Annotated in this window: 18 protein-coding genes; 17 read left to right on the forward strand and 1 reads right to left on the reverse strand. The window is 65.9% G+C overall.

Features of this window, described 5'->3' with window-relative positions; translation table 11 throughout:
• The first annotated feature begins 1 nt into the window (after window position 1).
• The 17 genes from tssF (at window position 2) to PQR32_RS17170 (ending at window position 23,520) form a co-directional block, all read left to right on the forward strand.
• Window positions 2–1,765, forward strand: coding sequence for a type VI secretion system baseplate subunit TssF (gene tssF / locus PQR32_RS17090; RefSeq protein ID WP_408228944.1), 1,764 nt, complete (start codon window positions 2–4; stop codon window positions 1,763–1,765).
• Complete coding sequence (tssG, locus tag PQR32_RS17095; RefSeq protein ID WP_408228947.1) at window positions 1,720–2,910, forward strand: type VI secretion system baseplate subunit TssG; 1,191 nt, start codon at window positions 1,720–1,722, stop codon at window positions 2,908–2,910. The genes tssF and tssG overlap by 46 nt, the downstream gene beginning before the upstream one ends.
• A 21-nt stretch (window positions 2,911–2,931) precedes the next feature.
• Window positions 2,932–5,622, forward strand: a complete 2,691-nt coding sequence (gene tssH, locus PQR32_RS17100; RefSeq protein WP_408228950.1) for a type VI secretion system ATPase TssH — start codon at window positions 2,932–2,934, stop codon at window positions 5,620–5,622.
• 1 nt (window position 5,623) lies between these two features.
• Window positions 5,624–7,537, forward strand: coding sequence for a type VI secretion system tip protein TssI/VgrG (gene tssI, locus PQR32_RS17105; protein ID WP_408228953.1), 1,914 nt, complete (start codon window positions 5,624–5,626; stop codon window positions 7,535–7,537).
• Between the two features lie 26 nt (window positions 7,538–7,563).
• Entirely contained in the window at window positions 7,564–8,316 is a 753-nt protein-coding gene (locus tag PQR32_RS17110; RefSeq protein WP_408228956.1) for a toxin-antitoxin system YwqK family antitoxin, read from the forward strand.
• A gap of 3 nt (window positions 8,317–8,319) precedes the next feature.
• On the forward strand, window positions 8,320–8,706 hold the full coding sequence (locus PQR32_RS17115; protein ID WP_408228959.1) for a DUF4280 domain-containing protein: 387 nt from the start codon (window positions 8,320–8,322) through the stop codon (window positions 8,704–8,706).
• A gap of 12 nt (window positions 8,707–8,718) precedes the next feature.
• Window positions 8,719–8,973 (forward strand): hypothetical protein, encoded by a 255-nt coding sequence (locus tag PQR32_RS17120; RefSeq protein ID WP_408228962.1) that lies wholly within the window; start codon window positions 8,719–8,721, stop codon window positions 8,971–8,973.
• Between the two features lie 14 nt (window positions 8,974–8,987).
• Window positions 8,988–9,965, forward strand: coding sequence for an ABC transporter substrate-binding protein (locus tag PQR32_RS17125; protein WP_408228965.1), 978 nt, complete (start codon window positions 8,988–8,990; stop codon window positions 9,963–9,965).
• Window positions 9,966–9,985: 20 nt separating this feature from the next.
• Window positions 9,986–11,260 carry a dicarboxylate/amino acid:cation symporter gene (locus PQR32_RS17130; protein ID WP_408229168.1) on the forward strand — a complete coding sequence of 425 codons (1,275 nt, stop codon included), beginning with the start codon at window positions 9,986–9,988 and terminating at the stop codon, window positions 11,258–11,260.
• A gap of 9 nt (window positions 11,261–11,269) precedes the next feature.
• Entirely contained in the window at window positions 11,270–11,980 is a 711-nt protein-coding gene (gene cuyB / locus PQR32_RS17135; RefSeq protein ID WP_408228968.1) for a cysteate racemase, read from the forward strand.
• A complete protein-coding gene (locus tag PQR32_RS17140) occupies window positions 11,977–13,395 on the forward strand; it encodes a dicarboxylate/amino acid:cation symporter (protein WP_408228971.1) in 1,419 nt (472 codons plus the stop codon). The genes cuyB and PQR32_RS17140 overlap by 4 nt, the downstream gene beginning before the upstream one ends.
• Window positions 13,392–14,057 (forward strand): hypothetical protein, encoded by a 666-nt coding sequence (locus PQR32_RS17145; RefSeq protein WP_408228974.1) that lies wholly within the window; start codon window positions 13,392–13,394, stop codon window positions 14,055–14,057. The genes PQR32_RS17140 and PQR32_RS17145 overlap by 4 nt, the downstream gene beginning before the upstream one ends.
• A 73-nt stretch (window positions 14,058–14,130) precedes the next feature.
• On the forward strand, window positions 14,131–15,465 hold the full coding sequence (tssK, locus tag PQR32_RS17150) for a type VI secretion system baseplate subunit TssK (protein WP_408228977.1): 1,335 nt from the start codon (window positions 14,131–14,133) through the stop codon (window positions 15,463–15,465).
• A gap of 26 nt (window positions 15,466–15,491) precedes the next feature.
• A complete protein-coding gene (locus tag PQR32_RS17155) occupies window positions 15,492–16,244 on the forward strand; it encodes a DotU family type IV/VI secretion system protein (RefSeq protein ID WP_408228980.1) in 753 nt (250 codons plus the stop codon).
• A gap of 37 nt (window positions 16,245–16,281) precedes the next feature.
• Window positions 16,282–20,472: a type VI secretion protein IcmF/TssM N-terminal domain-containing protein gene (locus tag PQR32_RS17160; RefSeq protein WP_408228983.1), complete on the forward strand. Its 4,191-nt coding sequence runs from the start codon at window positions 16,282–16,284 to the stop codon at window positions 20,470–20,472.
• The gene (gene tssA, locus PQR32_RS17165; protein WP_408228986.1) at window positions 20,469–21,602 is read left to right on the forward strand and encodes a type VI secretion system protein TssA; all 1,134 of its coding nucleotides are present in this window, start codon (window positions 20,469–20,471) and stop codon (window positions 21,600–21,602) included. The genes PQR32_RS17160 and tssA overlap by 4 nt, the downstream gene beginning before the upstream one ends.
• A gap of 115 nt (window positions 21,603–21,717) precedes the next feature.
• A complete protein-coding gene (locus PQR32_RS17170; RefSeq protein ID WP_408228989.1) occupies window positions 21,718–23,520 on the forward strand; it encodes a hypothetical protein in 1,803 nt (600 codons plus the stop codon).
• A gap of 336 nt (window positions 23,521–23,856) precedes the next feature.
• On the opposite strand, the gene PQR32_RS17175 is transcribed toward PQR32_RS17170, so the two are convergent.
• The gene (locus tag PQR32_RS17175; RefSeq protein ID WP_408228992.1) at window positions 23,857–24,435 is read right to left on the reverse strand and encodes a TetR/AcrR family transcriptional regulator; all 579 of its coding nucleotides are present in this window, start codon (window positions 24,433–24,435) and stop codon (window positions 23,857–23,859) included.
• Between the last annotated feature and the right edge of the window lie 80 nt (window positions 24,436–24,515).

Consider the following 24,515-nt stretch of genomic DNA (forward strand, 5'->3'; position numbering starts at 1 on the left):
CATGGCCGCCGAAGACATTCTCCAGTACTACAAGCGCGAACTGTCGTATTTGCGCACCCAGGGCGCCGATTTCGCGCAGCGTTATCCGAAGGTCGCGTCGCGCCTCGCGCTGCATGGCACCGAGTCGCTCGATCCGCATACCGAGCGCTTGATCGAGGCGACCGCGTTTCTCGCCGCGCGCGTGCATCGCGACCTCGACCAGGCCGCGCCGCAAATCGCCAGCGCGCTGCTCGACAACGTATGCCCCTCGATGATTCAGACGGTGCCGTCCATGACCGTCGCGCAGTTCGAGCTCGACCCGACGCAGGGCAAGGTGACGGCAGGCTTTCGCGTACCGCGCCACACCGGCCTCGCTGCGATGACGGAGACGGGCGATGCCTGCCGCTTTCGTACCGCGTGGGAAACCGTATTATGGCCGCTCAGAATCAGCCGCGCCGCATTCGGCGACGACGCCACGCTGCGGCTCACGCTGGAATGCGATGCGGGCGTCGATTTCTCCGAACTCGAACTCACGCGATTGCGCGTGCATCTGCATGGCGACTGGGTCGTGACCATGCCGCTCTATGAACTGCTGGTCGCGAACGTGACGGATGTCGGCGTGCGTCCCGAGCAAGGGCCGGCCACGACGCTGCCGCCCTCGGCGTGGCGCGAAGTCGGTTATGCGCCGGAAGACACCGTCTTGCCGCAGCCTTCGCACGCGCATCCTGCTTACACGCTGATGCAGGAGTATTTCGCGTTTCCGCGCAAGTTCCATTTCTTCGATCTGCACGTGCCCGCCGGTAAGCTCGGCACCGGGCGCACCTGCGAGATCGTCCTGCATCTGGATCGCGTGCCGCGCGGACTCGGCATGCTCGGCGCCCAGCATTTCCGGCTCGGCTGCACGCCCATCGTCAACCTGTTCTCGCAGACGAGCGAGCCGATCGTGATCGACCGGCGCCATTACGAGTACCGTCTGGTCGCGGACCAGAAGCGCGAAGCGATCACTGAAATTCATTCGATCCTGTCGGTGATCGCCTCCGATCCCGCGCAGGATCGCGCCGTCACCTTGCCGTGCTTTACGGCGGCGGACCGTCTCGACGATCCGCGCGCGGCGGGCGAAACGATGTACTGGTCGGCGCGCCGCGAACAGAGCGTGCGCAGCAACGCGCCGGGCATCGATCTGTATCTCGGTTTCGTCGACGCCGGCAACGTGACCGGCCAGCCGGATACGCCGGTGGTGTATGCCAACGTGCTGTGCACCAATCGGCGGCTCGCCGAACAGGTGCCGGTCGGCGCGCGCATGCTGGTTGAGCGCGTCTCGCAGAACGCGCGGGCGCGCTGTCTGTACGAGCCGACCTCGCAGCGCAATCCGCCGCTCGACAGCGCGACGCTGTGGCGGCTGGTATCGCTGCTGACCCGCAACTATCACTCGCTGGTGGGCGGCGCGACCGGCCGGCGCGAGTTGCAGGACATGCTGCGGCTGTTCGCCTCGGACGGTCCGCGTGAAGAGGCGCAGATCCGCGGCATTCGCAGCATCGACGCGCGCCCGATCACCGCGCACGTCGGCACCGAAGCCTGGCGCGGCTATTGCCGCGGCACCGAGGTCAGCATCGAGTTCGACGCCGATACCTTCGTCGGCGGCTCGCCGCTGCTGATGGGTGCCGTACTCGCGCGTTTCTTCGCGATGTACACGTCGGTCAATTCCTTTGTGCGGCTGGTCGTGCGCCGCGGAGATGAGACATGGAAGCAATGGGCGCCGATGACCGGCAGCCAGCAAACGCTCTGATCGCTCGTCTCGTCGCGCAGCCGCAAGGCTTCGACCTGTTTCAGGCGATCCATCTGCTCGAACGCGCGCAGCCGTGGACGCGCGCGCTCGGCTATGGCGACGGCACCGACGAGGCCGTGCGTCTGCGCGGCTTCGTCTCGCTCGCGTTCGAAGCGAGCGATATCCGCAGCGCGCAGCGTCATCCGCAGGCGAACGACGCGCAACCGCACAGCGCGCAAGCCGATCATGCAGAGGCTAACGACGTAGAGCCGCCGCGCGAAACCTATACGCTGACCACGCCGGTGATGACGCTCGCCGGCGCCAATGGTCCATTGCCGATGCCGTTCACGGAGATGGTGCTCGCGCGGCGCGCCGCGCGCGAAACCGCGATGGGCGACCTGCTCGACATCTTCAATCATCGCTTTCTCTCGTTTCTTTACCGGAGCCGGCAGAAGCTCGCGCCGTCCTTGACGAGCCGCTCGCCGCGCGACGCCGAACTCGCCGCCTGCCTCGATGCGCTCGGCAACCTCGGACTGCACGGCGGCCCGCGTGGTCCGCGCGGCGCGTCGTTGTGGCTGCGTCATGCCGGCCTGCTCGGCGGCGCGCCGCGTTCGATGACGGGCCTGCTCGCGCTGCTCTCCGACCGGCTCGGTGTGACGGTGCGCGGCGCGCAATTCGTCGGCGGCTGGCATACGGTCGATGCGGCCGATTCGCTGCGTCTCGTGCGCCCCGGCACGCGCGCGCCGCGACTCGGCGGACTTGCGGTGCTCGGACGGCGGACGTGGAGTCAGTCGGCAGGGTTGCGCATCGAATTCTTCGACCTGTCCGAGACATTGTTCACCGCGCTGCTGCCGGGCGGCGACGCGCACGAACTCGCGGCGTGGCTCGTGCGCAGCTATCTGCAGCAGGATCATGAGGTGTCGTTCGTGTTGCATCGCGCGAAACCGGCCAGCGCGGGCGCACTGGGCGGCGCGGCGGCGGCACGGCTTGGCTGGACCTCGTGGGTCGGCGGCCAGCGCGATACCTCACGCGCCGCCACTGCCCGGCCTCAAGCGGTCCGGCTGGCGATGCGCACGGGCGAGGCGCCGCTCCATACCGCCACGGCGGCCCGCACCAGCATGCGAGCAGCAGCGAACGCCATGGCCGCAGCCATGGGTCGCCGATAAGACGAAGGCCACTGAGACCCCATGGATATCGACATTCGAACCTTGCTGAGCCGGCTTGATCCGGTCTGCAAACTGGCGATGGAACAGGCCGCGCAACTGTGCGTGCGGCACACGCATTACAACGTGGACATCGAGCATCTGCTGCTGCAGCTGATTGAATCGGATGCCCCGGATCTGAAAGCGATCCTCGAACGCTTTGAAATTCGCGCCGCCGATCTGAGCGCGCAGTTGCAGAACGCCGTGGACCACTTCAAGCGCGGCAATGGCCGCACGCCGGCGTTGTCGCCGAACTTTTCGCCGCTCTTCCAGGAAGCGTGGCTGCTCAGTTCGATGCTGCTCGGCGAGCAGCAGATCCGTTCTGGCACGCTGGTGCTGGCGCTGCTGGAAGTGGACAGCCTGCGCGGCATGCTGATGGATTCCGCGCCGGCCTTGCTCAAGATCGCGCGTGGCGCGCTGCGTGATGGGCTGTCCGACATTCTCGCGGGATCGTCCGAAGGCAGCGTGGCGGCTGGCGCAGGCGCGGCAAAGGCATCGGCTGGCGCGGCCCAGCCAGCGGCGATGCCGTCCGCCGATCTGAACAACGGCGGCCGCGCGTCCGCGCTCGCGCAATACACGATCGACCTCACCGCGCAAGCCCGCTCGGGCGCGATCGATCCGATCTACGGACGCGACGCGGAAATCCGTCAACTGATCGACGTGCTGTTGCGCCGCCGCCAGAACAACCCGATTCTCACAGGCGAAGCGGGCGTCGGCAAAACGGCGGTCGTCGAGGGCTTCGCGCAACGGATCGTGCTGGGTCAAGTGCCGCCCGCGCTCGTCAACGTCTCCGTGCGCTCGCTGGACCTGGCGTTGCTGCAGGCCGGCGCCGGCGTGAAGGGCGAGTTCGAAAACCGTCTCAAGTCGGTGATCGCCGAGGTGAAGGCTTCGCCGGTGCCGGTGATTCTGTTCATCGACGAAGCGCATCAGCTGATCGGCGCGGGCGGCAGCGAAGGCCAGGGCGACGCGGCCAATCTGCTGAAGCCGGCGCTCGCGCGCGGCGAACTGCGCACGATCGCGGCCACCACCTGGGCGGAATACAAGAAGTATGTGGAACGCGACCCGGCGCTCGCGCGGCGCTTCCAGGTGGTCAAGGTCGAAGAGCCGGCCGAAGCGGTCGCGATCGAAATGCTGCGCGGCATGGTGGCGAAGCTGTCCGCGCATCACGGTGTCGAGATTCTCGATGAAGCGGTGCGCGACGCGGTCAAACTGTCACAGCGCTATATCTCCGGGCGCCAGTTGCCGGACAAGGCGATCAGCGTGCTCGACACGGCCTGCGCGCGCGTAGCGATCGGGCAGAACGGCGTCCCCGAAGAGATCGAGTCACTGGGACGAGCCATCGACGCTGCCGAAAACCAGTTGCGCATTCTGCGTCACGAAGCGGCGACGGGCGCCGAGCGCGCCGAAGCGATCGCCACGCTCGCGCGCCAGCTCGAGGACCAGCGCGCGCAGCACGCGCGCATGAGCGACAAGCTGGCGACAGAACGGCATGCGGTTGGCGAGATTCTCGCGTGGCGTGCCAGGATCGCCCAACATGTGGCGGGCACCGATCTGTCCATCGACGAAGATGACAGCGCTTCGCTCGCCGCCAATCTCGGCAGACTGGAAAAAGGCCTCGAAGCCGTGCGCAGCGACGAGCCGATGGTGCCGGTGTGCGTCGACTCGGAAATGGTCGCCAAGGTGATCTCCGGCTGGACTGGCATCCCGGTCGGCAGCATGCTCGCCGACGAACTGCACACGGTGCTGTATCTGCACGACAAGCTCGCGGAGCGCGTGGTCGGCCAGGACGAAGCGCTCGATGCGATTGCGCGGCGCGTGCGCACCTTCCGCGCGGATCTCGACGATCCGGGCAAACCGGTCGGCGTGTTCCTGCTAATCGGACCGAGCGGCGTCGGCAAGACCGAGACCGCCGCGGCGCTGGCCGACACGCTCTACGGTGGCGAGCGCAACATGATTACCGTCAACATGTCGGAGTTCCAGGAAGCGCACAGCGTCTCGGGACTCAAGGGCGCGCCGCCGGGCTACGTCGGCTATGGGCGCGGCGGCGTGCTGACCGAAGCCGTGCGGCGCCGCCCGTATAGCGTCGTGCTGCTCGACGAAATGGAAAAAGCGCATCCGGACGTGCTGGAGCTGTTCTTCCAGGTGTTCGACAAAGGCGTGATGGAAGACGGCGAAGGCGTGCCGATCGACTTCCGCAACACGCTGATCCTGCTGACCTCGAATGCCGCGCAGGACGTGATCACCGAAGCCAGCCAGGGCGGCCGCCGGCCGCCGCCGGCCGAGTTGATCGAGCGTCTGCGCCCGGCGCTGCTCAAGCAGTTCAGCCCGGCGTTCCTGGGCCGTCTCGTGCTGGTGCCGTACTATCACCTCGGCGACGCGCAGATCACCTCGATCGTCAACCTGAAGCTCGCGCGGCTCGCCGCCCGCTTCGAGCGCAATCATCACGCACCGCTCACCTGGGACGACGCGTTCGCCAGCACGATCACCGAACGCTGCAAGGAAGTGGACAGCGGCGCGCGCAACGTCGATCACATCCTCACGCAATCTGTATTGCCCGAACTGGCGCGCGAGGTGCTCGAGCGCATTTCCGTCGCTGAACCGTTCGGCGGTGTGCATCTCGGTTTCGACCCGGCCGGCGGCGTGACATTCCGTTTCGCGCCGCGGGGAGACCAGTAACGTGGCTGTGACGCAAACCGGCTGCCTGCTCTCGATCACTTCGCCGTTCGGCGCCGACGTGCTATTGCTCGACGGCTTTGGCGGACACGAGGCGATCTCGGCGCCGTTTCGCTTCAACCTGCGCATGCGCTCGGCGAACCCGGCGCTCGATGCGCAGACCATCATCGGCCAGAACGCGACGGTGACGATCGAGGGGCCGGCTGCGGCGCCGCGCTATTTCAACGGCATCGTTACGCGTTTCGCGCAGGTCGGCGCCAACGCGCAGTACGGCTATTACTCGGCGGAACTCGCGCCGCGGCTCTGGTTGCTTTCGCTCGGCAGCGACCGCGCGATCTTTCAGAACATGACGGCGCTCGCCATCGTTCAGCAGGTGTTGTCCACGTTCAACATCGCGGTCGAATCGCGCGTGACCGGCAGCTATGCGGTGCGCGACTACTGCGTGCAGTACGACGAAAGCGCGTTGCAATTCATCTCGCGGCTGATGGAGGAGGAGGGCATCTTTTACTTCTTCACCTTCGCGAACGGCGCGCACACCATGGTGCTCGCGGACAGTCCGTCGGCGCACCAGCCCGGCGCGGTCCCGACGCTGCGGTTTTCTGGCGACTCGGTCGGACATGACGCGAGCGAGCGCGTGAGCAGCTTCGAGATGTCGACGGGGCTCGTCGCGGCCACCTATGTGGTTGGCGACTACGACTACAAAAGCGCGAGCACGCTGAGCGCGCAGACCTCCGCGGAAACGCACGGCGCGAGCGGCATCCGCTATGCCTTTCCTGGCCGCTATGCGGCGGCCGCGGACGGCGAGCGCGCGGCCACGCTGCAGCTCGCCGCACAGCAGATGGACCAGCAGACCGGGCGCGCGACGAGCGCCTGCTACGCGCTCGTGGCCGGCACCCAGGTGAGCCTCGCGGGGCACGCGAACAGCGCATTCAATGTGTCCTACGTGGTGCGCCGCCTGGAGCATCGCGCAGCCGACGGCCAGTACGACAACGATGTTGACGTGTTCCCCGCAGCGGTCGCGTTCCGGGCGCCGCGTGTCACGCCGCGGCCGGTGGTGGCGGGCACGCATACGGCGATCGTCACCGGCTCGTCGGGCGAGGAAATCTGGACTGATTCGCTCGGCCGCATCAAGGTGAAATTCCATTGGGACCGCGTGAGCGCCGCCGACCAGAACAGTTCGTGCTGGGTGCGTGTCGCGCAGGCATCGGCGGGGGCGGGCTGGGGGCATCTGTTCCTGCCGCGAGTCGGCCAGGAAGTGGTGGTCAGCTATGTCGACGGTGATCCCGACCGGCCGCTCGTGACCGGCAGTGTTTATAACGGCCAGATGTCGCCGCCGGTCGGCTTGCCGGCTTCGCAGACACAAAGTGTGATGCGTTCGCGTTCGTCCAAAAGTGGCACGGCGGGCAACGAAATCCGCATGGAAGACAAGCTCAACAGCGAGGAGCTGTACTTCCACGCGCAGAAGGACATGAATGTCGCGATCGAAAACGCGCTGACCACGACGGTCATCGCGGGCGACGAGACGCACCTCGTCAAGCAGGGCAACCGCGCGCTCACCGTGGAGACCGGCAACGAGACGCATACCGTCAAGGGCACCCGCGCCGTGGATGTCACCGGCGACGAGACGCACACCAGTCACGCCACCTTCAGGCACACCACCACGGGCGACTACACGCTGAAGATCAGCGGCAATCTGGTGATCGACGTGAACGGTTCCATCAGCATCAAGTCGGGCACTTCGCTGGCTATTCAGGCCGGGACGTCGCTGACCAGTCAGGCGGGTACGACGCTCGGCAACAAGGCCGGCACCACGCTCAGCAATGAAGGCGTGGAAATCCAGAGCAAGGCTTCGGCCATGCAGACCGTGGACGGCGGCGCGATGCTGACGCTCAAGGGCGGACTGATCAAGGCGAACTGACCGAGCCACTTCCATCGATGCCCGCCATGACCGAACTCTCCCCACTCGCGCCACTCTCTGCCGCGGCTCAAGCCGACGGCGTGAGCGCGGGCGCGGGCGCGGCCGCGAGTTTGCCCGTGATCGTGGACGAGCACGACGCAGCGGGCCAGTGCATCGCCCGCACCTCGCTGCTGGACGGCGTGCCGCATGGCGAAGCGCTGCGCTACGGGGCGGGCGGCGTGCGCGTGTTTCAGGCGCATTACGTGGCCGGCAAGCTGTGCGGCCCGCTGCGCCTGTTCGACGAGCAAGGCGTGCTGATTCAGGAATCGGCCTACGAGGCGGGCGTCCTGCACGGCCCCACGACGCTTTACGCGAACGGCCGGGCCAGCGCGCGCCGTCAATACGCGATGGGCGTGCTGCAGGGCGAGAGCCTGACTTATGCGCCGTCCGGTCTCGTGACCTCGCGTCTGACCTACGAGGCCGGCAAGCTCTCGCGCGAAGCGGTGTTCCTGCACGACGGCGTGGTGGTGCGTCGCGCCACTTACCGCAACGGTTTGCTCGAAGGCGAGACGCGCGATTACGCCGCCGACGGCACGCTGGTGCAAACCTCGCCCTATCGTCTCGACCTGCTGCACGGCACGGTGCGCCGCTTTGCGCCGGACGGCCAGGTAAGCGCCGAGCGCCGCTATGCGGACGGCAAACCGCTCGGCGCCTGGCAAAGCCCGGCGGCCTCGGCGGCCACGCGCGCCGATGGTCCGCCACGCATGGTCAGGCAGCTCGAAAAATGGGTGAGGGGCTGACGCATGGGCATTCTGGTCACCACGGGCACGACGATCCAGTGCAGTTTCGGCGCGGCGCCCGGCACGCTGAACGTGCTGCCGACCACGGGCGTATTCGCCGGCGCGCCGGCCGCCACCGTGATGGATCACGCGCCGATGGTCAACGTGATGCCGTTCGGCACCTGCACGTGCATGGGCAATCCGGTGGTGGCCGCCGCGACCGCGGCCGCGCTCGGCGCGTTGACCCCGATGCCCTGTGTGCCGATGACGGTGGCGCCGTGGGTGCCGGGCTCGCCGACCGTCCTGATCGGCAACATGCCGGCTTTGCAGAATTCTTCCAAATTGATGTGCGCATGGGGCGGGGTGATTTCGATCGTCGCGCCGGCGCAGTTTACAACCATGGTTCCCTGAGGACGACACGACATGCAATACGTTTTTTCGATGACCTCGCGGATGGTGACCATCGCGCTCGGCTGCGCGCTGTTGTTGTGCGTGCTGCTGTTCGCGCTCGGTTTCGAGATCGGCGCGCGTTTCGTTGCGCCCCCGGCGGCCCCCGTGGCGGCCCTTGCTAGCGCCGCGCCGGCTGCAATACCTGCGCCGACCCCTACGCCATTCGCTGCGCCGGCCGATAACCAGATGAGTGCTGCATCACCCGCCTCCGATTCCTCCACCAATTAAAACCGGTACCCGAGATGTCGTTTCCGTCTTTCTTTGCTTGTTCGCAGCCGTCAGGCCGCTCGCGCGTGACGCGCGCGCTGCGCGGGCTGTCCCGCTGGAGTGCGGCGCTCGCGACCGGCTTGACGCTGGCCGCCGCGCCGGCCGCGGCCGCGCCCACGGCGTCCGCCGGCGCGCAGACCCCTCAGGCGGCCGCGGTGAGCGGAGCCGCGGCCTTGCCGACCACCTCGACCGGACTCGTGCGGATGCCCGATGGCCGTGTGCTCGCGCCGGAATTCGCGCGTATCGTGACACGCGGCGAACTCGTGGTCGCGGTGCTCGGCGTCGATCAGCCGCCGTTTTTCGAACAGCAGAACGGTCAGCTGGTCGGCATCGATATCGACATGGCCAAGGAGATCGCCGCGAAGCTCGGCGTGAAAGTGCGCTTCAATCGCGATGCCAGAACCTTCGACAGCGTCGTCAGCCTGCTCGCGAACGGCGACGCCGACATGGCGATCAGCAAGCTCTCGCGCACGCTGTCACGTGCGCAGGTGGTCAGCTTCAGCACGCCCTACATCCGTTTGCACCGCGCCTTGCTGCTCAACCGTGTGAAGTTCGCGCAGCTCGCGCGCGGCCGCGCGGTGCCCGAAGTGGTACGCACCTATGACGGCACGATCGGCGTGGTCACGAACTCGTCGTACGCAACCTATGTGGTGAGCAATTTCCCGCACGCCAAGGTGATCAGCTATCCGAGCTGGGAGGCGCTGCTCAAGGCGCTCGACGCGGGCGACGTGACCGCCGCCTATCGCGACGAATTCGAAGTCAAGCACGTGCTGAAGGCCGATCCGACCGCTTCACTGCGCCTGCGCGTGGTGACGCTCGAAGATCTCGACGACACCATCTCGATCGGCGTGAATGTCTGCAACCCGGCGTTGCTCGCGTTCGTCAATCAGTTCCTTGCCGAGCGCACCAACAAGATCGACGTGATGACGCTGCTGCAAGCGTCCAACGATTAACCGGGATTCCACCAGACATGATCAATACAAACAGGATTTACGCGCTGGCTGTGAACCCGTGGGCGGTGATCGGCAGCCTCGCGCTCGGCGGCGCGTTCGGCCTGCTGTTGCCGGAGCTGTCGCAGAAGTTCGCGATCATCGGCGACATCTATGTGAACTTGCTGAAGATGACGACGCTGCCGTTCATGGTGTCGGCGGTGATCTTCAGTTTGCAGCGCCTGTTCCGCGACGGCGGTACCTCGAAGCTGCTGCTGCGCGTGGTCACGGTGTTCATCGGCGCCTCGCTGACGGTCGCCGTGGTGGGCGCGCTGGTGCTGCTGGTGATGCGGCCCGGCGTGAATCTTTCCACCGCGACCATGCATACGTTCGGGTTGATGGTCGGCAACGAATCGACCTCGAACGAAACGGTGATGAACCTGTACGGCACCGACGCGGCGGAGAAAGGCGTGAGCCTCTACGACGTGCTGACCAGCCTCGTGCCGACCAATATCTTCGCCGCGCTCGCCAACGGCGACGCGCTCAAGGCGCTGGTGTTCGCACTGCTGTTCGGTCTCGCGGTGGGCCGCGTGCCGGAGCGGATCTCGGTCGGTCTGAGCCAGGCGCTCGAAACCGTGTATCACGCGTGCCAGAAATTGATGCACTGGCTGAGCTATCCGCTGCCGCTGATTCTCTTTTGCATGAGCGCCGCGCAGCTCGGCAAATCGGGCGTCGGACCGCTGCACGCGATGCTGCAATTCGTGATCGCGTTCTTCGTGGTCTCGCTGCTGCTGATCTCGCTCGCTGCCATCGTGATCTGGAAGCGCTCCAGCCACTCGCTCGGCACGACGCTCGACGCCTTGCGCGCGCCGTTCGCGCTGGCGCTGGCCACGCGCAATAGCGCGGCCTGCATGCCGAGCATGATCGAAAGCCTCGTGGACGGGCTCGGCTTCGCGCGCTCGCGGGTCGAGCTGATGGTGCCGCTGACCGTCTCGCTGCTGCGGGTCGGGCCGATGGTGTATTACGTGTGCGCGACGCTCTTCATCGCGCAACTGTACGGCCACCCGCTCGGCGTCGCCGAGGTGTGCACGGTGCTGCTGGCCTCGGTGCTGGCCGGTTTTGCATCGGCGGGCATGACGGGTCTCGTGACCGTGTCGCTGGTCGGCATGACCTGCGTCTATCTCAGCCTGCCGTTCGAAGCAGCCTTCATTCTGTTCCTCGCCGTCGATCCGTTGTGCGACATGCTGCGCACGCTGATTCTTGTGATCGGCAATACGGCCGCGGTGACGGTGATCTGTCCGCGTCCGCTGAAGATCTAGGAATCTGACATGGCGCTGATTGGCATTCTCGGGGGCATGGGCCCGCTTGCAACGGTCGATTTCTTCGACCGCGTGATCCAGCTCACCAGTGCGGCGGGCGCGACCTGCGACCAGGAACACTTGCCGCTCCTGATCGCGAACCTGCCGCACATTCCCGATCGCTCGAAGGCCATGCTGATGAGTGGCGCGGATCCGCTGCCCGCGCTGCTGGCCGGCATCGACATGCTCAATCGCAACGAAGTCGATCTGATCGCCATTCCGTGCAATTCGGCCCACTACTGGTACGACGCGATGCGGGCGCGCAGCCGCGCGCCGATCCTGCACATCGCGGAAGCCTGCGTCGCCGCGATCGCACGCGGCACGCGCCGCGCCGCCGTGCTGGCGACGGGCGGCACGCTGGCAGCGGGCCTGTATCAGAAGATCCTCGAGCGCCATGACATCGAGCCACTCGTGCCCAGCGGACAAACCCAGCAACATATCGACGCATGCATCGACGCCGTCAAGGCAGGCGACCTCGACGCGTCGGCGGCCGAACTTGCGGCGGCACTGGCCGAGTTCGCCGCGCGTGGCGCCGAAGCCGCGGTGATGGGCTGCACGGAAATTCCGCTTGCCGCCCGCCGCATCGCAGCGGCCCCGATGACGCTGATCGACAGCACGCTCGAATTGGCGCGCGTCACGGTGTCGTACGGCATGGAGCGTGGCTGGAACATGCGCTCATGAACAGGCTCAAGCGGCTCTCGAACAGCACGCTGGTGCTGCTGCTGTGCCTCGTGCTCGGTGGACTGGCGGGCGCATTCGTGGCGCCGGTCGGTGGCTTTGCGTTTTTTGTCGGGCAAATCTATCTCGCGCTGGTCAACATGGCGGCGGTGCCGCTGCTGATGGTGGCGATGTTCTTCGGGTTGCGCCAGTTGATGCTGCTATCGCATCCGGGCTTGCGGATCGGCACGATGCTGGCGCTCGCGGTGGGCATCGTCGTCGTGTGCGCGGCGGGCGGCGCGCTGGCGGGTCTGGTGGCCGCGCCCGGTCTGCATCTGTCCGACGCGGCACACCGGCAGCTCGGTCAGCTCGTGCTGCAAAGCGCGAGCGACGCCGAAGACATGCGCATGAAACTGTTCGGCAGCGATCCCGCGAGCGTCGCGGCGGGCGCGCTCGCGTTGCGTGACGTGATTCCGGACAACTTCTATCGCGTGCTGGCCGGCGGGCACGCGCTCGGCATTCTCACCGGCACGATCCTGTTCGGCATGGCGTTCGCCGCACTGTCGAGCGAGCAGACGCGGGTGCTGCACAGTGTATTCGAGGGCATCTACCGGACCCTCGAAAACCTGATCGAATACGCCAACCTGCTGCTGCCGGTGCTCGCATTCGGCACCGCCGCGCATATCGCCGCGCAGACCGAGCACGCCACGCTCGATGCGATGAGCGGTTTCCTGCTCAGTTTTGTTCTATGCGCGGTGCTGCTGTGCGGCGCCGCCGTGCTCGTGATCGCGTCGCGCACGCGCGAGCCGCTTGGCCGTGTGATTTCGGCGCTCAAGCCGTCGGTACTCGTGGGTCTGATGTCGGGCAGCGCCACCGCGCCGATTCCGCACGCGATCGAGGCGATGAGCACGCGGCTGGGTTTCAGCCGCGGCGTCGCGGAACTTGTGGTGCCGTTCGGCAGCGTGTTCGTGCGCGCAGGCTCGGCGCTGTATTTCGCGCTCGCCACTGTCTTCATCGCGAACCTGTACGAGCGGCCGCTCGGCGTTGGCGAACTGGTGCTGACCGGCGCGGCGGCCACGGTAGCCGCGTTCGTGTCGGCGGGACGCAGCGGAGTGGCGGGGATCGGTTACGTCGGCATGGTGTTGTCGATGCTGCAATTGCCGGTCGAGGCGGCGGGCGTGTTGCTGATCGCCGTCGATCTGATCTGCGAGGGGCCGCGCAATCTGCTGAGCCTGCTGTCGGTCTGCACGGTGGTCGCACTGGTGTCGGCGGGTTTGCCGGCCGAGCGCACGCCGTTCGTCGAAATCGGCGTGCAGCAGGAAGGCGCGGCGGTGCTGCGCTTTGCATTCACGCGCGGGCAACTCGCGCTGGCGACGGGCTGCGTGTTGCTCGCGGCGTCGCTGATTGTCCTGATGGGTGTGGGAGTAGGAGCGAAATGACGAAGGGGCGGGCGGTTCTGAACAGCAACGCACGCGGGCCGGGACAGGCAGCAGGCGTGGCGGCAAAGCGCGTGGCGCACGCGGTCAATTCGGCTTGCGCACCGGGTGTCGCGGCAGAGCGTGTGGCGGATATGCCCAACGCGGCTGGCGCCGCGCGCGTCGCGCAATTCGCGTGGCTTGCCGGCATTCCCCGTATCGCGCGGCGCCTGCGCTTCGCGTTGCTCGCGTGCTGCGTGATGGGTCTCGTGAGCGGCTGCGCGATGTTCGGCGGCAAGGGCGACAAGGTGAGCTGGGATCGCCTGAGCCTCGTCGCCACCGACGACGTCAACAACAACAGCCCCGTCGCGGTCGACGTGGTGTTCGTCACCGACGACGCCTTGCTCGCGCGGGTCGCCGAATTGCCGGCTTCGAAATGGTTCGCGGCGCGCGCCGATCTGGCGAGCACGTTCCCGAAATCGGTCCAGTACAAGAGTTGGGAGCTGGTGCCGGGTCAGCGGATCGACGTGCCAAGCGATGTCTTCGGCCGGCCGCGGGTGCTCGCCGCGTTTCTGTTTGCCAATTATGCGGATCCGGGCGCGCATCGCGTGCGGATCGAGCCGTTGAACGGTGCTGTCGCCGTGCAACTGGATAACCACACATTTTCCGTATCGGCTGTCAAATGACAGCGTCTGGACTCGCCATGAATTCAATCCAATCCGCGCCGGCGTATGCCCGCGGCAGAGCACCGGAGCACGCATGATGTCCGATCGCGTGTTGCCGGTCGTCGACCGTGTCGAGTGGCATGAGGGCATGCTGCTCTCGCCGCAGCACTTCCAGTTGATGAGCGCGCGGGTCGATTCGCTCGTCGCGTGGCAGACGCTGGCCGCGGCGCCGTTCAGTTGGGGTGTGCGCCGCCTCGTGCTGGATGCGGGGCTGCTGCCCGCCGGCATGGTGCGCGTGCTCGCGCTCGACGCGATCATGCCCGACGGCACGGCTGTGTCGTACTCCGCCGATGCAAGCCAGCACGGACGCCTCGATCTGTCGCTCGAACCGTATGTCGAAGCACTAGCCAAAGGGCCGGTCGATTTCTACGTGACGTTGCCGGTTACGGCGTCGATGCGGCGCGACGGCGAAGCGCGCCGCTTCCGCTCGACGCTCGGCGCCCCCGTGGAAGACGAAATCTCGGAAGCGCCACCTGCCGACGTGCCGCGCCTGCTGCCGAACCTCGTGCTGAGCGCGGGCGAGTTGCCGCCGGCGAGGATGGTGTCGCTGCGCCTTGGCACCGTGTACCGCGACAATGAAGTGGTGCGTCTGGCCGAGCGTTTGCCGCCGCTGATCGAAGTCTCGCGCGACACACCGCTATGGGCCAACGTGTCCGCGCTGCTCGGCCAGTTGCGCGGCAAGGCGGCTTTCGTCGCGCGCCAGACGGCGAATCCTTCGTCGAAGGTCGACGACCGGCTGACGCAACTCGAACTGAAAGACCGGCTGCGCAGCCTGCTCGCCGCGCTGCCGTTTGCCGAAGCGGTGTTGCGCACGCCGCATCTGCATCCGCTGGCGCTCTATCACGCGCTCGCGTCGCTGAGCGGAACGCTGAGCATGCTGGTGCCCGGCGGCCTGCCGCCGGTGCCGCCCGACTACGACCACGGTGATCCGCTGACGGTTTTCACGCCGCTGCTGCGCACCTTGCGCGACGCGGTGTCCGAAGTCGCGGAAGGGTATCGCGAGCACAAGTTCGAATTCCGTCACGACGCATTCGAGATCGCGCTGAATCCGGAATGGCTCGGCGAGCGGCTGGTGGTGGGCTTGCGTGGGCAATCGGACCGCGATCTGCTCGCGTGGATGGACGGCGCGGTGGTCGGTTCGCAGTCGGTCTATGCATCGCTGCGCAGCCGCCGTGTGTTGGGCGCGATGCGGCGGGCGGTCGACTACGCGGAAGAGTTGGGCATCCGCTCCGGCTCCGGTTATCTGCTGTTCGAGATTCAGGCCGACCCGGCTCTCGTGGTCGCCGGCGAAACACTTGTCATCAGCAATCCGAATGAAGGCGCGAGCGCGCAACGGCCGCAGGAAATGCTGCTGTTCGTCAAAGGCTGAGGGTCGGGGAATAAAGGTAGGCGGGCATGGCACGCAATCGAATCGAATCTGAAGAAAACGACCTGGTGGTCACGCAGTTCCGCGTCTTTCTCGACGAACTCGCGAAAGCGCAGAAGCGCTTCTCCGAGGCGCCCGAGGCAGATGGGGAACTGGCTGCGCAAGGCATGAGCCGGCATTTGCTAAATCTGCTGGAAGTGCAAACGCTGCAGTCGCATCGCGACAGCACGCGCTTCGACATGGAAAATCTCGCGGACGCGCGTTATCTGAAAGCGGTGCTCGCCGACGAGATCCTGCTCAATACGCCGTGGACCGGCCGCGAACGCTGGACGGCCTACCTGCTCGAATCGACACTGTTTCGCACCAACGTGGCGGGCGACCTGGTGTTTCGCAAGATCGAGCAATTGCTGTCCGATCGCGAACCGTCGCGCCGCGACGTCGCGCGGATCTGCCTGTTCGCGCTCGCCATGGGTTTTCAGGGCCGTTTTCGTGGCGCGGACGGCGCCGCGCGGCTGCGCAGCTACCGCGAAGAGTTGTACGAGTTCGTCTATCAACGGCGCGCCGATCTCGGCGGCCGCGACCGCGTGCTGGCAGATGCCGCCTATGGCAATACGATTTCACATATTGCGCCGCGCAAGTTGCCGTCGGTGAGCCGCTGGACCGTGATTGGGCTGCTCGCGCTTGCCGCACTGCTGGCGATTTCGGAGATGTTGTGGATGTGGCAGTCGTGGCCGGTGCGCGCAGCACTGCATGGCGACGCGGTCACGGGAGTGAGTTCATGACGCACGCGAATCGTTCGCTGTCGGCGGGAGTGGGCGCATGCTGACCAGCAATCTGTTTTTATTGTCGCTCGCGCTGTTGATCATCGTGGTGTGCGCGGTGCTCGGCGTGGTGGTGTATTTCGCGCTGCATGGCGCGCAGGCCAAGCCGCAAGCAGAGCGCAAGATCGTGCGTCTGCGGGCCGACTCGCTGCGCAATGCGTTTCGTCAGGCGGTCGAGCTGGTCGAGGGCAATATCGCGTCGCGCGCCGAGCGCTATAACATTCCCTGGGTGCTGGTGCTCAACGAAGGCGAGGATCCGCGGCCTTTGCCGATCGCGCAGTCGGGCGTGGCGAGCGTGCTGAGTGCGGAAGCCGCGAGTCCCGCGGCGACGCAAGGCATCTCATGGCAGTTCTTCGACCGCGGCATTGTCGTCGACATCAAGGCGGCCTATCTCGGCTCGCCGGATGAAGACGGCGACGAGAAGCCGTGGGACGAATTTCTCAGCCTGTGCCGCAATTACCGGCCGCAGCGGCCATTCGACTCGGTCGTGATCACGGTGCCGGCCGCCATGCTGCTCGCCGACAACACCGACGCGCAGCTCGAACTCGTGCGCCACGCGAAGCTCGCGCATCGCCGGCTGTGGCTCGCGCAGAACCGCTTTGCGATGCGCTTCGCGGTGTATGTGGTGGTGACCGGTTGCGAAGCGCTCACCGGTTTCGCGAGTTTCGCCCGCGCGTTGCCGGAGCCGTTGCGCGCGAGCATGCTCGGCTGGTCCTCGCCGTTCGATCTTTCGGTGACCTATCAGTCGGATTGGGTGGATACAGCGCTCGGCAGCATCGAGCGCGCGGTCTCCGACGCCACCGCCGAACTGTTTACGCTCGACACGGGCGAGCTCGACGCGCGCGAATGTCTGCTGCTGCCTGCACGCATTGACGCATTGCGCGCGCAATTGCAGCTCTATATCGACGAGTTGCTGCGCCCGAGCGCTTATCACGAGCCGTTCTTTTTCCGCGGCATCTATTTGACCGGTGACAGCAGCGAACTGGCGCAGCGTAGCGTCGCCGCGCCGGCGCTCGACTACCTGAATGGCGAGCACGACGCCTACGGGCGTGGCGCGGAACCCGCGCTCATCAGCGCGGACGCGGCCAGGGAAGGCGAGGGCGGCAAGGCGCTGGTGGTCGCCCGCGAGACGGCTGCCGACGGCGGCGCGGAAGGCTTCGACGCCGGGCGCAGCGTCAACGATCTGATGCTGCGACCCGCCTTCCTGCGGGATCTGTTCGACAAGAAAATCTTCCTCGAATACGGCCTGACGCGTCCTTCGCGCTCGCAGCATCTCACGCGCCCCGTGTTGCATCGCGCGTTGCGCTGGGGCGGCATCGTACTGCTCGGCGGTTGGGGACTGGGTCTCGTCGTGGCGACGGTTCAGCTCAGTCATCGCAATGCCGCGCTGGTCACGGCGCTCGGCGAATTGAGCAAGGACGGCCAGGAGCGCGCGGCGGCCGAGCAGGGCGGCGTGCAATTGCCCGCTGACTGGTATCGCCGCAAGGCGCTCGCGCTGATCGGCCTGAACGACCGGCTGCAAACCGGCACCGCGTGGACGGTGTTCATGCCTGGCTCGTGGAGCATCGTCGACGATCTGAACGAGCGCGTGCGCGAACGCTTCGAGCGTGAATTCGGCGGCATCGCGGTGACGGCGCTCGAGCGCGAGATGCTCGCGCATGTCGGGCAGTTGACGGGCGTCGCGCGCGATCCCGGCACGGGGCAACTGATTGTCGGCGACGATTGCGCCGCCCCGCAGATGCTTGGCGCGGACACGCCGTTGGCGGCGAGCCTCGCGCCCGAAGACCAGCCGTCGATGCGAGCGCTGCAGCGCTATGTCGGCTCGGTAGATCAGCTCGATGCCGCGCTGCAGGCGATGGAGCGTTTGCAACAGCCTTCGCCGGACAATGCCGATGCGCTGCGGCTCGCGGTGCGTTACGCGTTCGGCACCGAACTGCAAGGCAACGTGGCGGCGAGCCTGCCGTATTTCTATCGCAACGCGCGTCACGGCGGCGCGTATGCCACCGACGGCACCGGTGGCATCAGCCAGCCGACCGTGCAGCAAGCGTTGCGTTGTTCTTTCGACAAAGGCGCGCAACAGGTCGACGACGCGTTGTTCACGTCCAATCCGCTGCTGGCCGCCGAGCAATCGGTGAGCTCGCATCTGAACACGCTCTCCGTGGCGGACGCGGGCACGGCGGATTTTGCCAGGATCACCGGCAATTACCGCGCGATCGCCGCGGGCATCGGTACGGAGCAGGATCTGCTCGCCACCGGCAAGGGTGCATGGATGCGCCAGACGCAGTTCGCGCCAGGCTCGGTCTACGAACGCACCTTTGCACGCGCGGCGCAGAACCGCCTGCTCGGGCCGGACCTCGTCGGCCGTACGCGCGAACGCTCGGCGAGCGGCTTCCAGGCGTTCAGAAGCCAGATGGCGTTGAGCTTCGGCGGCCCCGACAGTGGCATCGTGTGGGCCGATAAAGGCGCGCGCTATGAAGTCGCGCCCGAGCGTATCGCACTGCGTGATGGCCTCAGCAAACTGCTCAACCAGCCGTTCATGGTCGCGCCGCGCAATCTGAATCTGCCGGAAGTGCCGGACGGTTCGATCGTCGCGTGGGATCGCGCGCAGCTCGACCAGGCGCTGGCGCTCGGCGACGTGCGTAAGCGTTTCCTCGGCGACGGTCTGGCCAGCCTGCCGGAAGCGGTGCAGCCGGCGATCGAGCAGGCGCTCGACGTGCAGTTCGCACGGCTGATCTCGGATCAGGTCGCGGCGGCCGCCGCTGTAGCGCCCGCGCAGGGCGATGGCGACAGCGCCGCGTTCGAGGCCGCGCGCCTGCGGCTCGTCAAGATTCGCGCCGCGCTCGCCGACATGGGCGCCAGCACGCAACTCGACGAACTGGACACGCTCGTGTCGCGCGACGCACTCGCGCATCTGCGGCTCGTCGACGATGCGTTGGCGCGCTCGGAACTGTATTCGACGCGGCCCGCGCCGCTCGCCGCGAGCGGTACGCGCACGACGATGCTGGCGGCGTTCGGCATCAACGACGCGGGCTCGCTCGGCGCGTATCTCGATCAGCAGGCGACGCGCGCCATTGCGCTCGGCCGTCAGGCCTCGGTGTATCTCGCGGCGCTCGGCCCGGCCGATACCGGCTCGCCGCTTGCAATGCGCTGGCAGGCGATCGTGCGCGACCTCGATCGTTATCAGTTGAAGAACCCGAACAGCAGCCTGTTCGCGCTCGAGCAGTTCGTGCAGACGGTGGCGGCCGATCCGGGCGCGGGCGACTGTCTCGGCCGGTTCCCGGCGCGGCCGTCCGGGCTCGCGTCCGGCGACTACTTCAGCACGCTGCATGCGCGTTTGTACGACGCGCTGCTCGCGCGCTGCGGCCAGGGCTATGTCGCGGATCTGAGTCAGCAATGGGCCGGCTTTGCCAGTGCGTTCAACCAGGGTGTGGGCGGACATGCGCCGTTCGGCGTGCCGGCGCGCGGTACTACGGCTGATGTCGGCACCGCCGACTTCAACGAAGTGGGCCAGGCGCTGCGCCATTACGAGCGCGTCTCGCACGTGTTCCAGCAGGCGCGCAACGGCGCGGGCGAGCGGGTGATGGGCGGCAACACGCCGATCCGCCAGTTCGTCGACAACTTCGACCAGGTCGATGCCTTGCTCTCGCCGCTGTATCCGGCCACCGATGGTGCGCCGGCGGGACTGGACGTCAGCGTCGATTTCCGCGCCAACCGCAGCGGGGAAATCGCCGCGAATCAGGTGATCGACTGGACTTTGAATGTGGGCGACCAGAGCGTTTCCCTGCATGACGCGCAGCATCCGCTGCATTGGGAATACGGCGTGCCGGTCTCGCTCTCGCTGCGCTTCGCGAAGGATTCGCCGCTGCAGGCGGCCAGCGATCCGCAGCAGCGCGCGTATTCGACTGACGGCCGCACGCTGACCTGGCAGTTCAGCGATCCGTGGGCGCTGATGTCTTTTATCGCCCGGCAGCGGATGGCCGATGTGGGCGCGCGCGGCGGCAACACCTCGCAACTGCTGAAGTTCGAGTTTCCGCTCGGCGTGGTGAATGTCGCCGATGAAGCCCTGCTGCCGAAGCAGGCGCGCGGCCAGGTTTTCGTGCGGCTCGTGCTGAGCCCGGCAGGCAAGAAAACCGCGCTGCCGTGGCCCGCCAGTTTTCCGACCCGTGCGCCTGAATGGACCTCGCTATGAACGCATCCCTTGTGTTGGATCGCGCGCCGGCCAGCGCCGGCTTCGACGCCTTGCTCACACCGCTCGACCATGGCGAGGGTGTGGGCACTTCGCTGCGCAACGATCCCGTCTACCAGCAAATCCGCGACGCGCGGCGTCAGGACGATCCCTCGCTGCCGATGCGCGAGTGGGAGCGTCCGCTCACCAAAGCCGACTGGAGAACCGTAGCGACGCTCACGAGCGACGCGCTGCGCACGCGCAGCAAGGATTTCCAGCTCGCGGCGTGGCTGTGCGAGGCGTGGACGCATCAACGCCGCATGGAAGGTTTCGTGGACGGCATGCGGCTTATGCATGCGCTCGCCGGGCAGTTCTGGGAGCACGGCTATCCGCAACTCGAAGACGGCGATGCCGACGCGCGGATTGCGCCGTTCGTGTGGATCAACCACACGCTCGCGCTGGTGTTGCGGCTGCAAATCCCGCTTCTGAGTCTGAGCATCGAGCCGTCGTCGATCAATCTGGACGACTGGTCGCGTCTCACGGGACGTCCTTCGGAGCGCGACGAGGGGCTCACGCGCGAGTTTCTGGATGGCGAGGTCGATAAAGGCAGCAACCTCGCCGATCTGCTGCGACTGGAGGAGTGCGTGGGCGCGGCGCTCGACATCACCGCGACGCTGGAGCGCGGTCTCGACGAGCGTCTGGGTCCCGACGCTCCGGGTTTTTCGCGCGTCATGGAGGCACTCATGGACTTACAACGGGCGGCGCGGTCGCTGCGAGGCGATCGTCAAACCGGGTCGGCTCATTTCGGCGACGCCGCGCAGGCCGGTGAAGATCAATCGGTTCCGAGCGCGTCCGGCTTCAGCGATACCCATGATGGCGATCTTCACACCCCGCATGCGGCCGGGGATGATGTCCGGCCCGCTTCTGCGGCGCCTGCTGTTGCGCACGGTCCGATCCGGGATCGCGCTCACGCCTACCGGCTGTTGCAGGACGTCGCGGACTATCTGTCGAAGCATGAACCGCACAGCCCGACGCCTTATCTGCTGCGTCGCGCGGTGGCGTGGGGCGGCATGCCGTTGCCCGATCTGCTGCGCGAGGTCGTGCATCAGGAAGGCGATCTGAGCCGCTATCTCGCCATGCTTGGACTGCCGTGACATTGGTCGGTTGAGCAAGACGTGCCTTGTCGCGCGAATGCCGCCGGGCAGGCCACCGGTTGCGGACGGGTTTTCATTCTTCTTCATTCAATACGCCGTTTATTCAGGAATTGTCATGCCTCACTCAAAAGAAGTCGCCACGCGATCGGCGAGGATGATGATGCACGATGCCTTCGAGTCTGTTTCCAAGGCGCATACGGGCCTCACCAAACACTACCTGTCCAACCAGGCCAGAACGTTCGTCGCCACGTGGCAGACTGAAAGCCAGGTCAGTTTGGGTGTGGGCGTCGCCATCACGGTGGGCGTGGCGATTGCCGGCGTCGCGACCGGCGGCATTGCGATTCCAGTGTTGATCGGTATCGCGGCGGGCAGCTATGCGATCAAGAACGCCATCGAAAGTATCGGCGCGAATGAGCGGCGCGTGAACCGCAACTGGCTGCAACGCTATCCGGCTGCAACGGCGGCCGCAGGCAAGGACCTCGGCGCGTTCCTGACGGTCGAGGCGAGCGACTCATTGCGCCGGGCGGTCGATCACTTCACCATGATGCGCACCATCGTGAAGGAAGTGGAAACCGCGGCGGTGCCGGAGTTCATCAATTGCGAGGAAGCGATCAACTACGTCAAGGCGTTGTCGCGCTTCATTCACCACGGCGACAAGGTGCGCAACTACACGCTGCCCGTGCTCGACCTGCTGATTTTCTATCTCGGCGAATACAAGAAGCTGACCGAGCAATGGGGTACGGCCGAGGCGAAGATCAGCACTGCGTTGCAAAGCTGGTTCGAAAAACATGGCGAGCATAGCTGCTGTCCAGGCGGTGGCCGTAACGACGTTTGCTACGCGCCGTTCAGCGGGTTGACACTCAGACGCGGCGCGGCGGCGATGCCTGCCAAGCGGCATGCCGAGGCGAGTTCCACCATGCCGGCTGCATTCGGCGCTGTCGCGCCGGCGCCCGGCTCGCCAGGCGCGGTGCAGATCAGCACGCTGCTCGAGGGCATGATTGCGGCCCGCGACAAAATTGTCGCAGGCATGCATGCTTCCAGCGGTGCGACCTGGAACTACAGCGCGGAGCGGCCCGTCACGACCCGCGCGAGGTCCGGTGGTGTGTCGGTCGTCGACAACATGCATAGACGCCGTCTCGATGCGCTGCTCGATACCGTGTGGCGTCAGGTGGACCGCCCGGGTTATTTCTCACGCGCAACCCGGCGGGCCGGGCATTGGTACACCCGCAATACAGGCAGCGAGAAAGCCGGTGCATTGCTGAGCGAAATGCTCTCGGTGGGCTCGATCTTCATGCCGTTCATCGGCGATGCGAGCGCGTTGACCAAGATCGGCGCGAGCGCCGTTTCCGGCAGCGTCTCCACGGCGGTGCTGGCGGGCGACAAGATCGGCCTTAATTTGCTGAAGGGCGCGGATGGCGTTCCCATCCGTTCCAGCCTGCTGGATCACGCACTGGTGGACGCGCACGCCACGAACGAGATTCGGGAAGCGGGCGCCGGGATCGAGAAACTATTGCCCAAGCTGATGCTGCACTTCAAGAAGGCGGCCGAAGCGCTGAAAGCGCTCGACGAGTCGCCGCAGGAAATCAAATCGTGTAACGACGCCATGGCGTTCGCCACCAAGACTGCGGAAATCATCGCTCAGATGGAAAAGGTGAGCCGTTATGCCGGCCCCTGCGTCGGTATCGTCGATGTGCTGTGCAAGCAGTGCTACGACTGGAGCGAAAAAGAACACGACCTCTGGCAAAAGATGGAGCAGAGCGTGTCGGAATGGCTTCGCGAGGAGGATGGTCATCAGAACTGCCGCCACGCAGGCACCAAATGCTACGGTGCGAAACATCATCGCGTCGGCACCAATATATTCGGGCAGGGCGGCATGTGGACGCATCTCACGAATGATCCGCATAACCCGCTGACCTGACCTGACCTGAGCTGAAACGGGCGGCGCCGATTCGTGGCGCCGGCCGTCACGTGATTTCAACCATTGACAGGAGAGGCTGAAACGGTAACGCAGAAACTCAAATTCAGTGCAGCCCAGGGGTTCAACTCGATCCTCGCCAAGATTCAGGGCAGGCGTGTCGTCCATGAGCTGTCCTTGTCCTTGCCTGCGGATGCAGGCCTGCAGGCCGCGTCCTGACAAGTCAATCGCAGCGACGAAACACAGCACCGCACTCCTGACTCGCAACGATGATCCAGTTGTGTGTTCATCGGTTGACTGAGCTGCGAGCGCGAAACGCGGCGAGGCTGGCTGTTGGAACTAGTCGGGGAGCCTGGATCCAAGCAAAAGTATATCGACCAGCCTCTTTGCACTTTGCTGCCAGTCCGGAGCCGACGCGACATTGGAAACGCCGACGAGCGCGCGAAGCAGATCCAATGGCTCGAGATCGGGGCGGATATCCCCACTCGCGATAGCGCGCATAACGAGCGACTGGATTGCGTCCTTGATCTGCGCGCCGGACGATTCGAATAGCTTCGTCGGCCCTCCGACGATCGAATTCAAGGCTGGCGCGATGATCTTCTTCGTAGCGATGTAGTCGATGAAGAGCAACATCCAGGCTCGCAATGCATCGAGTGGGGGCAGTGAATCGGACAGTCTTCGCTCTTCCTCCGCGAGTTTCGCGACCTCGGCACGGTAGACACTCTCCAGCAGTGCCTCGCGTGTCGGAAAATGCCGGTACAGCGTGCCTACACCGACCCCCGCCTGGCGGGCGACGTCCTCCATGCTGATTTCGCCTGCGGCGCGCGTGAACGCCGCTTTCGCTTCTTCAAGAATGCGCTCGCGATTGCGTAGCGCGTCGGCTCTAGGTTTTCGTTCTTTTGGCGTCGAATCGTTCATTTATACGTTGAAGGCTTGCAAGCGGAGGGTGACTCCGTTTAGTATCGTAAAAACGGAGGGAGGCTCCGTTTTATCCCGGG

This window comes from Paraburkholderia dipogonis (assembly GCF_046027395.1).
Classification (GTDB): domain Bacteria; phylum Pseudomonadota; class Gammaproteobacteria; order Burkholderiales; family Burkholderiaceae; genus Paraburkholderia; species Paraburkholderia dipogonis_A.

What these genes read in the sequence shown, in the direction of transcription:
- tssF (WP_408228944.1), top strand. Translation starts at nt 2, where the DNA reads ATGGCCGCCGAAGACATTCTCCAGTACTACAAGCGCGAACTGTCGTAT.
- tssG (WP_408228947.1), top strand. Translation starts at nt 1,720, where the DNA reads ATGGAAGCAATGGGCGCCGATGACCGGCAGCCAGCAAACGCTCTGATC.
- tssH (WP_408228950.1), top strand. Translation starts at nt 2,932, where the DNA reads ATGGATATCGACATTCGAACCTTGCTGAGCCGGCTTGATCCGGTCTGC.
- PQR32_RS17110 (WP_408228956.1), top strand. Translation starts at nt 7,564, where the DNA reads ATGACCGAACTCTCCCCACTCGCGCCACTCTCTGCCGCGGCTCAAGCC.
- PQR32_RS17115 (WP_408228959.1), top strand. Translation starts at nt 8,320, where the DNA reads ATGGGCATTCTGGTCACCACGGGCACGACGATCCAGTGCAGTTTCGGC.
- PQR32_RS17120 (WP_408228962.1), top strand. Translation starts at nt 8,719, where the DNA reads ATGCAATACGTTTTTTCGATGACCTCGCGGATGGTGACCATCGCGCTC.
- PQR32_RS17125 (WP_408228965.1), top strand. Translation starts at nt 8,988, where the DNA reads ATGTCGTTTCCGTCTTTCTTTGCTTGTTCGCAGCCGTCAGGCCGCTCG.
- cuyB (WP_408228968.1), top strand. Translation starts at nt 11,270, where the DNA reads ATGGCGCTGATTGGCATTCTCGGGGGCATGGGCCCGCTTGCAACGGTC.
- PQR32_RS17140 (WP_408228971.1), top strand. Translation starts at nt 11,977, where the DNA reads ATGAACAGGCTCAAGCGGCTCTCGAACAGCACGCTGGTGCTGCTGCTG.
- PQR32_RS17145 (WP_408228974.1), top strand. Translation starts at nt 13,392, where the DNA reads ATGACGAAGGGGCGGGCGGTTCTGAACAGCAACGCACGCGGGCCGGGA.
- tssK (WP_408228977.1), top strand. Translation starts at nt 14,131, where the DNA reads ATGATGTCCGATCGCGTGTTGCCGGTCGTCGACCGTGTCGAGTGGCAT.
- PQR32_RS17155 (WP_408228980.1), top strand. Translation starts at nt 15,492, where the DNA reads ATGGCACGCAATCGAATCGAATCTGAAGAAAACGACCTGGTGGTCACG.
- PQR32_RS17160 (WP_408228983.1), top strand. Translation starts at nt 16,282, where the DNA reads ATGCTGACCAGCAATCTGTTTTTATTGTCGCTCGCGCTGTTGATCATC.
- tssA (WP_408228986.1), top strand. Translation starts at nt 20,469, where the DNA reads ATGAACGCATCCCTTGTGTTGGATCGCGCGCCGGCCAGCGCCGGCTTC.
- PQR32_RS17170 (WP_408228989.1), top strand. Translation starts at nt 21,718, where the DNA reads ATGCCTCACTCAAAAGAAGTCGCCACGCGATCGGCGAGGATGATGATG.
- PQR32_RS17175 (WP_408228992.1), bottom strand. Translation starts at nt 24,435, where the DNA reads ATGAACGATTCGACGCCAAAAGAACGAAAACCTAGAGCCGACGCGCTA.